The organism is Pedobacter chinensis (genome assembly GCF_003339865.1).
In the GTDB taxonomy this organism is placed as follows: Bacteria; Bacteroidota; Bacteroidia; order Sphingobacteriales; family Sphingobacteriaceae; genus Pedobacter; species Pedobacter chinensis.
This window is the reverse complement of the sequence record NZ_QPKV01000012.1, coordinates 103,854-116,033: the sequence shown is the minus strand read 5'-3', so window position 1 is coordinate 116,033 and position 12,180 is coordinate 103,854. Positions and strand designations below refer to the sequence as shown.

The window sequence follows — 12,180 nt, the reverse complement described above, 5'->3', positions numbered from 1 at the left end:
ATGCAAATATATTGCTGTAATATACCGATACAGAACAAGATGAAAATTCAAGATCAGGAAAACACCAAACAGCATGCAGGAGACCATTTGGCTAATGAAAGAACATTTTTGGCCTGGATCAGAACCAGTATTGGTATCATGGGATTTGGCTTCGTGGTGATGAAATTCTCGCTATTTATCAAGCAGATCAGTGCCGCACTGGGGAGTAAAGTGCCCCTGCACCAAACCGGAGATTCCCGCATTATCGGGATTTTTCTAGTTGCCCTGGGAGCAATTACTATCATTTGTTCTTACTTAAGATATAATTCAACGAAAGAACAACTGAATCAGGGGGTGTATTACCATTCAACACTTTTTGTTAAAGTTTTAACCGCTTTAGTTTTCATAGCCAGTATACTTTTACTGCTCTACCTTATTAAAACAACATAGGCAGTTAAATCATCTGTACTTGATGCTTTAGAAAAGAGAGGAAGGAAAGCGGTCGATATAGCGTTGTTTTTTGATATAAATTGCTGATTGCATTGGTCAAGGATCTTATAAAAATTTCACCTCTTTATGATAATCCACAGGAACAGGATAAGTCAATATTTTATGTTCCCGTAAATATTTTGGGTACCGCAATACGCTGTGAAGAATATATACCTGAATGGCCACTGAAAAAATAGGCTGTAAAACAGGCTACCGCAAAAAACATGGTGTATTCACTACCAAAAAGTTCTATACCCATAATCGTACAGGCAAGGGGTGTATTCGTTGCACCAGCAAAAACAGCAATAAATCCAAGGGCAGCAAACAAACTAACTGGAGCATTTAATAAGGTCGAAAGTGCATTGCCTAATGTTGCGCCAATATAAAACAAAGGCGTTACCTCACCACCTTTAAATCCAGTTCCTAATGTTAAAGTTGTGTAAATGGTCTTCCATAACCAGCTCCAAGTATCTGCTCCACCAGGCTGAAAAGCAGAGGGAATTGTAACGGCTCCTTGGTATTCGCTATCCACGCCCAAACTTAAGTAATCCGGTTTCCCGATGGCGTAAGTCAAGCCTATAATAATCAGACCACCGATAACAGGAATAAGCCACTGGATCTTACATACTTTAGAAAAAAAGGCCTTGATCTCATGCACCATTACAGCAAACAGGTAGCTGGCCAGACCAAACAATGTGGATGCTAGAATAACCTTACTAAGCAGGAGTAGGTTTACCGGCAGGTATTCAGATAGAAAGTAGGCACTTTTCTCTATGAGATCGATGTGATAAGCGGTATGATGGATGCCCCAGGCAGAGACAGTAAGATCACCAAGCACGCTGGCAATTAATGCGGGAAGTAAAGCCTTGTACTCTATTCTTCCAATGGCCAGAACTTCCATTGCAAATATGGCACCGGTGAGCGGTGTTCCGAACACCGCCCCAAACCCGGCTGCAATTCCCGCGGTAAGGAGCATCTTGGTGTCTACCTCATTTAGCTTAAACCAGCGGCTAAACATTCCTGCGATGCTTCCTCCGATTTGTACCGCGGTTCCCTCTCTTCCAGCCGATCCGCCAAACAAATGGGTAATCACTGTAGTTATTAAGATTACTGGCGCCATCTGCCTGGGCACTCCACCACCCGGCCTATGGATTTCATCCATGATCAGGTTATTTCCTTTTTCTGAGGACCTACCAACTGACTGATAAATCAGGTGGATCACAATACCTGCTAAAGGTAGCAGAAAAATGAGACAGGTATGCTGAAAGCGAAAGTGAATGGCCCAGCCTAGCAGCCAAAGGAACAAGGCAACCATACTTCCTATTGCAATGGCAACAGGAAGTATAAGCAGCGTCCATCGAACCGCATATTTAAAAACCGAAAGGTGTTCAAATAAAAATTTATTATGTTTCATTGTAGGTTAGCGGCTGATTTATAATTTTTTATAAAAAGTATTGATTCCTGCAAATGATGCCCTATCACCAAGTTCTTCTTCTATCCGAAGCAACTGGTTAAATTTAGATACCCTTTCAGAGCGGCAGCCACTTCCTGTTTTGATGTGCCCCGCACCGGTAGCGACAACCAGATCCGCAATTGTCGTGTCTTCAGTTTCACCACTGCGGTGAGAAATAAAGCAATTGTAACCGTTTTTTTGGGCTAGTTCTACGGCCTTTAGCGTTTCGGAAACTGTACCGATCTGGTTCAATTTAATCAGTACGCTGTTTGCAATGCCCTGGTCGATTCCCTGCTGGATAATACTCGGGTTGGTGCAGAATATATCATCTCCAACCAATTCCACTTTGTCTCCCAAAAGGCTGGTCAGCTTTTTCCATCCCTCCCAATCGTTTTCGCCCAACCCGTCTTCCAACAGGATAATTGGGTACTCTTTTAACCATCCTTCCCAAAAGCCAATCATTTCATCTGTTGTGATCCGTTCTTTAGAACTTTTATAAAATTCATATTTTCCATTATTCCACATTTCGCTGGTCGCTGGGTCAAGACAAAGGGAAATATCCTTGCCTGGAGCAAAACCGGCAATATGTATCGCTTCCATGATGATTTGGACGGCTTCCTCATTAGAACTCAGATTTGGCGCAAACCCACCTTCGTCACCAACTCCGGTATAATAGCCTTTCGCTTTTAGCAGACTTCTCAGGGAATGAAAAACAGCTTCGCCCATACGGATACTTTCCTTAAACGAGGGGGCGTTATGAGGGGCAATCATAAATTCCTGAAAATCGATGTTGTTATCAGAATGCCTTCCCCCATTAATGACATTCATGCACGGTACGGGCATTACGTAACCTTCCCTTTCCACTAGCTGCCTATACAAGGGAATCCCTTTTGCAACGGCCGAAGCCCGGGCGAAGGCGATTGAGGCCGCAAGCATCGCATTTGCGCCGAGCCTTGATTTATTCTCGGTTCCATCCAGACCAATTATATGATCATCGAAGGCCTGCTGACCCTCAAAGGATAAGCCGGTGACTGATTTGCCGACTTCGACGTTAATCCCTTTTACTGCTTTTTCCACGCCTTTACCATTATAGCGCTCTGGATCACCATCTCTAAGCTCTACGGCTTCTTTTTCACCCGTACTTGCCCCGGATGGAGAAATACCCCTTGCTGTTGTTCCGTTAAGAGTGACTTCTACTTCTACTGTCGGATTGCCCCTGGAATCCAAAATTTCACGGGCATGAATTTTAGTTAATTTCATAGTTTTTTGTTTTATATTGATTTTTAGTATTTCGGTTGCTTACAAATAATTGAGTTTCTCAAAAGATCAAAACCAGTGTTCCCCCAATGATCAGCAGGGCACCAAAGAATACTTTCAGGGTAAGAGCTTCTTTCAGGAACACCATTGCAAGTATAATAGTTAGGGCAACACTCAACTTATCAACAGGGGCGACCTGGGACACTTTCCCGATCTGCAAAGCCTTGTAGTAGAATATCCAGGACAAGCCGGTGGCAAGGCCAGATAAAAAAAGAAATAGCAGGTTATGCTTTGACAGTTCCGTAATTCCTTTAAGTTCGCCTCTGGCCATTACGATCCCCCAGGCTACAATCAGTATTACCACCGTTCGTATGGCAGTAGCCAAATCAGAATTGACATTGGTTACGCCGACTTTTGCAAAGATGGCCGTAAGGGAAGCAAAGAAAGCTGATAATAGCGCGTAGATCCACCACATAGTTTTATGTTAATTTTCCGTTATTGAATAATTCCAAAGTAAATGAGTACAAGAACCGTTGCTCCGGCAATGATCCGGTAAATGCCGAACCAGCGGAAAGAATGCTTTTGAAGATAGGTGATGAAAGAGCGGATGGCCATCCATACATCCCACCCGCACCTGCTTTACTTAAATGAATGATCGTAGTTAGATTCGGTTCATGGGAAGGGCGTAGACGCTTAACGGTGTTTTTAATCAGTCCTGAAGCAATCTGATCTGCACTAGCAACTAGTAGCGCAATGGTAATAAGAACCTGCCAAATTTTTTTGCAGAAATTCTGGAAGAGGCAATAAATAATGAAGGCATAAAAAGGAAGCCAAAAACGCTTATCACTGGCCCAGTACATGATCGTATCCCAGAATGCATTATGGTGCTGATTTATCCACAAGAACCATTCAGTTTCAACCGGCAGGACCATTGCTAACACTGATCTCACTTTGGCAGACAGACAAAGTAAGACAAGCGCAATTAAGATAGCTGCCAGCAATAAGAGTTGAGAATTTATTTTTAATTTTTTCACCTACAATACTTTGACCGGCAGATTTTATTACCTGCTGGAATTTCTATTGTAGGCGCCATCAGCTTTTGAAAAAAGCGGTTGAATCGGAAGGACACCATTTCCGTATTGCAAATATAATACTAATAAAATGATGTGCAAAATCTTAAAGTAGGTGTTGAGAATTTAATTTATCACTATTCCTCCTTATTTGAATACGAGAACCAGTTTCTTATTCTTCTACCGTTTAAACAAGCATCATATCACGGGATTAAAGCTTTTCTTAAACAAAATGAAACCGCCTGGAAATAACCATGTTATCTATATAGGAATTTTTTTTATAACCCTAAAAAATTAAAGTTATGGGATACCATGAATGGAAAAACTGTATTGATGCATGCTTAAAGTGTGCTTCAATTTGCAATCATTGTGCAAGTTCATGCACTCAGGAAGAAGACGTGAAAATGATGGCGCGGTGTATTGAGCTTGATATGCAATGTGCAGCCATCTGCTACTCTGCCGCTCAATTGATGAGTATGGGTAGCTCTTTTGCTCAAGACATTTGCCGTATTTGCGCAGATATTTGCCAGCAATGCGGAGATGAGTGTAGTAATCATCATACCCAGCATTGTCAGGAATGTGCAGATGCTTGTAAGGCTTGTGCGGAAGAATGCAGAAGAATGACAGGAGTAGCTGCTTAAGATGCCAATCACCGTGAGCATTAATTGATTAAGGGCAGCATTCTAGTTGCCCTTTCATTTTTATAAATAGGCAAATTTATTCCATTCATTTTATTTTCATTATTCCCTCATTATTTGATATTTACCAAGGTTTGAGGTTGTTCTTGGTATGTCCTTTCTCTAGCCTTAAAAAAATGGGTTTTTTAGGATATGATTCTCATAAACTCATTCCATTATTCAAATAAGAATTTCAGTTTTTGATGATGAGTACTTGATAATTCGAATTCTATGAAAATGAAGGCTAGATGCGAGTTGAGGAATGCATTAAATAATGCATGAACTTTCAATTCCCGCTTCATCAAATTATTTCAAAAAACAAAAAATACAAATTTCATTTCAATGGCGGTGTTAAATCAATCACGTTGTTAAACCGAGGGTATGTACCTTCTAAATTAAATGCAAGCTACATGGCAATTGCGCATAATTGTAAAAAAATTTAGACCAAACGGATTTCCCCCCGTTTATCCTATAATTGAATAATATTCAAGCTGATCGATGTTCGCAATTGAAACTAATCCACATGCTTATTTGGCTAATTAGATAGCAGTTTATGGAGTTCAACACTGATGTCTAGACAATTGGTGTTTTATAAATAGTTGCGGTATATCTTAATTTTAGGGAAAATTCTAAAAAGTTCGAACCGAAAAATTCAATTTAATCTATTGTAAGTGACTTATTTTCAAGTTCTTAATGTTTAAAAAATAAGAGGCATACTTTTTAGATGCCTCATATTGCCACTTAGTAGGGTCAACCCGCGGAAGTTCGACCCTTTTTGAGCATTGTGAAGCTGTGGTTAATTTTGATAAAGTTTTGAACAACAAGATGGAGGGACAGTATAGGAAAAAGAAATTATTCGATGACAATCGAAAGTAGGGTGAGAAATATCGTAACCTAATATTTGTTGATATTTTGTAACGGTTTTGTTGCGGTTTATCCTCTCATCTTTTTAGATTAATGCAGATTTTAGCGCCTATATATTTAGGTTGTTAAATTTGAAGGGTTTGAAAGTTAAGCAGGTACCAAATTGCTCTATAATTGGAGTCGTCTTGCTGTACCTGATTATCTCTTTGGGCAATATCTTTTTTTTATCCAACCTCTCCCTTTTAGAGTCCGCCCGGGGAATAAAATCAGCTGCGCAGTACAAAGGTAGCTTTTCTCCGCTTGGAAAGGATTCAAAAATTACCAGACAATTTAAGTGTATCCTTGATGAACGCAAGAAAACCGTGCTTCCTGTTTTGGAAGCTTTTCTTATCGGCGTCATCTTATTTTTGGGGCTTTCGCTTTTAGCCTCTAACCTAAACAGGTATTTTCTTGAGATCAGATACAGGATTGCCGGATCAGTCCCAATTTATATTTCCAACCAGGTCTTTCGGATCTGAGATTTATCTCAATTTTCTTTTATTGACAGGTCCTTCAAATGATGAAGTGACGACGGCCGGTTAATCACCGTGTTTCCTGTCCAAGACGTCCGTCAAATCTTTTTCCTTAAATTTTAATTTAAAGACATGATCCGTATTAAACAGATTTTCTGTTTGTTCCCACTTTTATATATGGGGCTGGAAAGCCATGCCCAAACCTCCCCAAAGCCCATCGGGATCGTTGATCTGATCGATCACGTGACCGCTTTTTCACCTTCACTGGCCGCTGATTCAGCAACAGTTGATATACGTGCCGCCCAGTTAAGAGAGACCGCGGCGAATGCCCTTCCAAATCTGAAGCTTAATTATCAGGCAGATCTGGGCTCAAACAATAACGTGGCAGGACCTTATATGGCCTTTGGTATAGTTCCCTCCAATTCCAGAGGTGTTAGGACTGAAAGCACTACCAAGGCTACACTTACTAATCTTGGTATTGTCTCCCTTGATTGGGAGGTCTATAATTTTGGTGCCTATAAAGCTCAGAATGCAGTCGCCAAATCAGAACTTGTCGTTGAACGATCCAAGTTTGCCCAGCGCCGATACCAGACAAGGGCCATCGCTATTGATGATTACCTGAGTCTACTAAAGCTTCAGGACATGCTATCCATTCAAGCAAGCAATATCAGTCGCAATGAGCAGATCAACCGTTCGATTTTATCCCTTGCCAGAAGCGGTGTGCGTCCGGGTGTGGATACCAGTATCGCAGGGGCCGAACTCTCCAAATCAAGATTGAACTATATTGAAATGGACAATACCTACAGACAGGTTCAGCTCGACATTGCAGCAATCAGCGGGCTAAATCCGGAAAGTATTGTCGCTGACAGTACGATCCTGGATCGGCTAAAATCGCTTGAGGTAAACCTATCGGTAAAGTTGACCGACAGTTCAAGCCATCCGCTGCTTGATTTCTACAAAAGCAATTATCTAAGCAGCGTTGAGAAGGAAAACCTGGTCAAAAAAGCCTATAATCCAAAGGTAAGCCTGCAAGCTGCTGCCTGGTCAAGGGGATCAAGCATTGATGCCAATGATAATTTCAACAGTCTCTCGAATGGCTTGGAATGGCAACGGGAAAATTACCTCGTGGGCGTAGGGATCAGTTATAACTTATTTGATCTGCGCAGGCGTCAGTTGAAGCTTAGGACCCAAAAGGCCAGTAGCAATTTTTACTTAAAGGAACTACAGCAGGAAAGGTTAATGTTATCAAATGCCGCCCTTCAAGCAGGACTTGAGATCAGTACCGCGCATAAAAGACTCGATGAAATACCAAACCAGCTAAAGGCAGCGGCCGCAGGGTATCGCCAGAAGCTCTCGCTTTATAAGAACGGGCTGACCGACATCATTGAGCTCAATGCAGCCCTGACCATCCTTTACCGTGCAGAAACCGATTTTGTCAACGCAAAATATCTGTACATCCGGGCGCTTTTTCAAAAGGCTATCGCCACCAACCAAGTAGATTCACTGTTAAACACATTAAAATAATAAAGATATGTCAATGGTTACCTCGGCCCTGAAAAAGCCGATTACAACAGTGGTGATCACCGCGAGTTTACTGCTCTTTGCAGTTCTCAGTGCGCTGAAGATCCCAATAGATATTTTCCCCCAGCTTAATTCGCCGACAATATATGTTATTGAATCCTACGGAGGTATGTCTCCACAACAGATGGAGGGCTTCTTCTCCACTCGTCTACAGGATCAGTTTCTTTATGTTAATGGCGTTAAGAATATTACCGCCAAAAACATTCAGGGTTTGACGATGCTAAAGCTGAGTTTTTATGAAAGCACCAATATGGCAGAGGCTTCTGCCCAAGTTGCCTTGCAGGTTAACCGGGCCATGAAGTTCTTCCCTCCAGGCGCTTTGCCTCCGCAGGTGGTCCGCTTTGATGCCTCTTCACTGCCAGTAGGCCAGCTTGTACTCTCGGCCAAATCCCGCAGTCTGAAAGAAATCTATGATATGGCGGCAACGCGTATCAGGCCCATGTTTTCCTCTGTCGCAGGGCTTTCAGCGCCACCGCCATTCGGTGCCAATTCCCGCTCGATTACCATTAGTGTAGATCCGAGCAAATTAAGGAGTTATAATCTGACTCCGGACGAGGTGGTAGGGGCTTTATCCAAGTTCAATGTCATGTCTCCTTCGGGAAATCTAAGGTTGGACAATACCATGATGGTGACCTCTATGAACTCCCTGGTTAAAACGGTCGATGAATTCAACAACATTCCAATAGCTACAAAAAACGGCGTTTCAATATTGGTAAGGGATGTGGCAAGGGTTGCCGATGCAGCGGATGTTACCGTGGATTATGCATTGATCAACGGGAAACGGTCTGTGTATATTCCTGTGGTCAAAACAGCAGACGCCTCGACTTGGTCAGTGGTAAAGTCCTTAAAGGCCAAAATCCCCGAAATGCAGAGCCTCTTGCCGGACGATGTCCACATCTCTTATGAATTTGACCAGTCTGTTGCCGTTATCAACTCGGTAAAAAGCCTGATCACTGAAGGTGGTCTTGGTGCACTATTAACGGGCCTAATGGTGTTGCTATTCCTGCGTGATCTGCGAAGCAGTCTTATCGTGGTGATCACCATTCCGGTATCGATTTTAATTGGGGTGCTTTTACTAGGCATGTTCGGTCAGACCATAAATATCATGACCTTGAGCGGTCTGGCACTTGCAATAGGGATCCTGGTCGATCAGGCAACGGTGACGATCGAAAATATCCATCAGCACCTGGAAATGGGCAAGCCCAAACGCGAAGCCATTTACGATGCCTGTGAAGAAATCGCATTCCCGCTGCTGCTCATCCTGCTGTGTATTCTGGCCGTATTTGCACCATCTTTTATGATGAACGGTATACCAAAGGCGATGTTTTTGCCACTATCCCTTTCGATTGGCTTCACCATGGTTGTCTCTTTCATCGTGGCCCAGACCTTAGTTCCCATTCTATCCAACTGGATGATAAACGAAGAACGTTACCAGCACTATGACCATGGTAAGATCCATGCTCATGCAGGAGAGGCCCTGGACGAGAGGCAAGGAGAGCAGGTAGAAAAGCATCTGCAAAATGAAAAGGATGAACCGGAAAAAAATGATTTCTTTGAAAGGGTGAAGGTGCGGTTTATGGCAATCATCCAGCGGTGGATGCCGATGAAAAAAGGTATTGTCGGGATTTATTTAGTTCTGGTCATTTCTCTTGCAGGACTGGGATTTGTTTTTATTGGAAAGGATATGATGCCAAAGCTCAACAACGGACAGTTCCAGATACGCATCAAAGCGCCGGACGGTACCAGATTAGAGCGCACCGAGGAGAAATTTAAGCAGGTACTTTCCATTATCAATCAGACAGTAGATAACCATATCGCAGTTAGTTCGGGATACGTTGGGCTTATTCCGAGTAGTTACGGAACAAGTAACTTATATATCTTCAATACCGGTACCCATGAGGCTGTGCTTCAGGTGAACCTTGATGAAGATTATAAGGTAAATATGGATGAGCTGAAAGATGCGCTGAGAAAGAACATCGCTTATAAACTTCCTGACCTACGTATCACCTTTGAGCCGATTGACATGACCGAAAAGATTATGAGCCAAGGCGCTGCAACTCCTATTGAGATCAGAGTAGCAGGAAAAGATATGGACCAGATCGAGTCTTACGCTAATAAGGTGCTCTCTAAACTTAAAAAAATAGATTACCTCCGTGATATCCAGATTGCTCAACCCCTGCACATTCCCGTGGTTTCTATTACCCTTGATAGATTAAAGGCGGCGCAGTTTGGGCTGAACGTGGTTGATATCGCAAGGTCAGTTACTGCAAGTACCTCATCCAGCCGATTTACTGAGAAGAACCAATGGCTCGATGAAAAAACCGCCTATACCTACCAGGTACAGGTACAGGTTCCAGAGTATGTCATGAATACAATGGATGAGCTCAAAGAAATTCCTTTGGTTAAAGGGCAGAGCAGTCCGGTACTGGGCGACATCGCTACTTTCAATACCAGTTACCTTCCAGGAGAATATGACCGCTCCGGGCCAAGACGCTTTCTGACCGTGAGCGCAAACATTTATAAAAAGGATCTTGGAACGGCAACTGCTGATGTAGAAAAGGCACTAAAGTCCGTAGGCACGCCTCCTAAGGGACTAACTGCTGAAGTGAAAGGTATGTCGAGCCTGTTGACTGAAACACTATCTTCTCTTCAGGGCGGACTTGCTTTTGCGATATTGGTGATCTTCCTGCTGCTTGCGGCCAATTACCAGTCTTTCAAGCTTTCGCTGACGGTTCTTTCGACCGTTCCTGCTGTAATCCTTGGGTCGCTTACCGCATTATTGCTTACAGGTTCTACGCTTAACCTGCAGAGCTACATGGGGATGATCATGTCCACCGGGGTGTCAGTGGCCAATGCGATACTTATCGTGACCAACGCCGAAAAACTCAGGCTGGATTACAAGGATTCTACCCGGGCGGCAGTGGTGAGTGCCGGGATTCGTTTAAGGCCGATCCTGATGACCAGTTTTGCGATGATAGCCGGGATGATCCCGATGGCCTCTGGGTTGGGCGAATCCGGTGAACAGACCGCGCCGCTCGGCAGGGCTGTTATTGGTGGGCTATTCTTTTCAACCCTTGCCGCGCTCTTCATCCTTCCGCAGGTTTTCGCTTGGGTACAGAAAAAAAGCAGCTTAAAAGAACCAAACCTAATGCCTAGAAAAACAAGAATTTAAAAGATAAACAACATGAAAACCAGATTCATTCCCATCATAATAATTATAAGTACTCTGGCCGCGTGTGGCGGAAACCAGAAGCCCGTGAACATCAGTCCCGAAAAAAACGGCAAGGAAGCCAAATATGAAACCACAAAGGTCGAAGAAGAGGCCCTTTCCAGTTTTACCCGCATTCCCGGGGTGCTCAAGCCTTTCAACCAGGTGAACATTTTTCCCAAGGCCAATGGTTTTGTGAAAGCAATACTGGTCGATTTGGGTTCTAAGGTGACCAAAGGCCAGCTGCTGATGACCCTGGAAGCACCGGAACTCGAATCACAATTGCAATCGGCAAATTCCCGTTACCTGCAGGCACGGGAGACCGCATCGGCGAGCAGTGAGAAATACAGACGTCTGAAAGAAGCAGCAAAAGAGGAAGGTTCGGTATCTCCGCTAGAACTTGATAATGCGCTTTCCAGGATGAAAGGAGATAAGGCCATAGCTGAGGCTGAGCGGTCAAATGTATCCTCCGTACGTACCATGCAGGACTACTTGAAAGTATATGCGCCTTTTGACGGGGTGATCGTTGACAGGAATGTATCACCGGGAGCACTGGTGTCGGCGGGCAAATCTTCGGACCTACCCATGCTGGTATTGCAGGACCTGACCCACATGAGGCTTGAAGTTTCTATACCTGAGGATTATGTAGACAAAGTGGACCTAAGCCAGATGGTCAAGTTCCGCTTCAATGCGCTGCCGGGGGAACAGCGCCAGGCCAAGATCAGCCGGTCTGCAAATTCACTGGGCAACATGCGCCAGGAAATCGTCGAGGTTGACGTGGCCAATAAAGATAACAGGTTGAAGGCCGGCATGTATGCCGAGGTTGAAATCCCGCTTAAATCCGGTGCGACTTCGCTTCTTGTGCCTAATTCTGCTATCGTGCGTTCTACAGAACGGAAGTACGTAGTGGAAATTGCAAATGGTAAAGCCAAGCTCGTTGACATTAAGGAAGGGATGAAGGGAACAGAGATGACCGAGATTTTTGGTTCCATCAAAGCCGGGACAGAGATTATTTCGCCCGCGAACGATGAGATCAAAAGCGGTCAGACGCTATAAAACATTGCCGGGCGGATATTAGCCGCCCGGCAAA

Annotated in this window: 9 protein-coding genes and 1 riboswitch; of the genes, 5 read left to right on the top strand and 4 right to left on the bottom strand. The window is 43.7% G+C overall.

The window, feature by feature from the left end; all coding sequences use genetic code 11:
* Positions 1-39: 39 nt before the first annotated feature.
* Positions 40-429, top strand: a complete 390-nt coding sequence (locus DU508_RS20875; RefSeq protein WP_008245456.1) for a YidH family protein — start codon at positions 40-42, stop codon at positions 427-429.
* A 160-nt stretch (positions 430-589) separates the two neighbouring features.
* Here DU508_RS20875 and DU508_RS20870 read toward each other — a convergent pair whose 3' ends face one another.
* From DU508_RS20870 to DU508_RS20855, 4 genes are read right to left on the bottom strand one after another with little or no spacing between them, the layout of a single operon-like run.
* On the bottom strand, positions 590-1,882 hold the full coding sequence (locus DU508_RS20870; protein WP_008245455.1) for a voltage-gated chloride channel family protein: 1,293 nt from the start codon (positions 1,880-1,882) through the stop codon (positions 590-592).
* Positions 1,883-1,900: 18 nt separating this feature from the next.
* Positions 1,901-3,181 carry a phosphopyruvate hydratase gene (eno, locus tag DU508_RS20865; protein WP_008245454.1) on the bottom strand — a complete coding sequence of 427 codons (1,281 nt, stop codon included), beginning with the start codon at positions 3,179-3,181 and terminating at the stop codon, positions 1,901-1,903.
* A gap of 58 nt (positions 3,182-3,239) precedes the next feature.
* Positions 3,240-3,653 carry an EamA family transporter gene (locus DU508_RS20860; RefSeq protein WP_008245453.1) on the bottom strand — a complete coding sequence of 138 codons (414 nt, stop codon included), beginning with the start codon at positions 3,651-3,653 and terminating at the stop codon, positions 3,240-3,242.
* Positions 3,654-3,657: 4 nt separating this feature from the next.
* Entirely contained in the window at positions 3,658-4,212 is a 555-nt protein-coding gene (locus DU508_RS20855) for a phosphatase PAP2 family protein (protein WP_124910972.1), read from the bottom strand.
* A 42-nt stretch (positions 4,213-4,254) separates the two neighbouring features.
* Positions 4,255-4,323: riboswitch (Fluoride riboswitch) on the bottom strand.
* Positions 4,324-4,652: 329 nt separating this feature from the next.
* On the opposite strand from DU508_RS20855, the gene DU508_RS20850 reads away from it, so the two are divergent.
* From DU508_RS20850 to DU508_RS20830, 4 genes are all read left to right on the top strand, one after another.
* Positions 4,653-4,889 (top strand): four-helix bundle copper-binding protein, encoded by a 237-nt coding sequence (locus DU508_RS20850; protein ID WP_231459955.1) that lies wholly within the window; start codon positions 4,653-4,655, stop codon positions 4,887-4,889.
* A gap of 1,544 nt (positions 4,890-6,433) precedes the next feature.
* Positions 6,434-7,825: a TolC family protein gene (locus DU508_RS20840; RefSeq protein WP_056095310.1), complete on the top strand. Its 1,392-nt coding sequence runs from the start codon at positions 6,434-6,436 to the stop codon at positions 7,823-7,825.
* Between the two features lie 7 nt (positions 7,826-7,832).
* On the top strand, positions 7,833-11,054 hold the full coding sequence (locus DU508_RS20835) for an efflux RND transporter permease subunit (protein WP_056095306.1): 3,222 nt from the start codon (positions 7,833-7,835) through the stop codon (positions 11,052-11,054).
* Between the two features lie 12 nt (positions 11,055-11,066).
* Positions 11,067-12,146: an efflux RND transporter periplasmic adaptor subunit gene (locus tag DU508_RS20830; RefSeq protein WP_056095304.1), complete on the top strand. Its 1,080-nt coding sequence runs from the start codon at positions 11,067-11,069 to the stop codon at positions 12,144-12,146.
* Positions 12,147-12,180 lie beyond the last annotated feature (34 nt).

Bases quoted from the DNA above. Each gene is read 5' to 3' on its own strand.
- eno (WP_008245454.1), bottom strand. From the start codon at position 3,181: ATGAAATTAACTAAAATTCATGCCCGTGAAATTTTGGATTCCAGGGGC.
- DU508_RS20860 (WP_008245453.1), bottom strand. From the start codon at position 3,653: ATGTGGTGGATCTACGCGCTATTATCAGCTTTCTTTGCTTCCCTTACG.
- DU508_RS20870 (WP_008245455.1), bottom strand. From the start codon at position 1,882: ATGAAACATAATAAATTTTTATTTGAACACCTTTCGGTTTTTAAATAT.
- DU508_RS20830 (WP_056095304.1), top strand. From the start codon at position 11,067: ATGAAAACCAGATTCATTCCCATCATAATAATTATAAGTACTCTGGCC.
- DU508_RS20850 (WP_231459955.1), top strand. From the start codon at position 4,653: ATGATGGCGCGGTGTATTGAGCTTGATATGCAATGTGCAGCCATCTGC.
- DU508_RS20835 (WP_056095306.1), top strand. From the start codon at position 7,833: ATGTCAATGGTTACCTCGGCCCTGAAAAAGCCGATTACAACAGTGGTG.
- DU508_RS20840 (WP_056095310.1), top strand. From the start codon at position 6,434: ATGATCCGTATTAAACAGATTTTCTGTTTGTTCCCACTTTTATATATG.
- DU508_RS20875 (WP_008245456.1), top strand. From the start codon at position 40: ATGAAAATTCAAGATCAGGAAAACACCAAACAGCATGCAGGAGACCAT.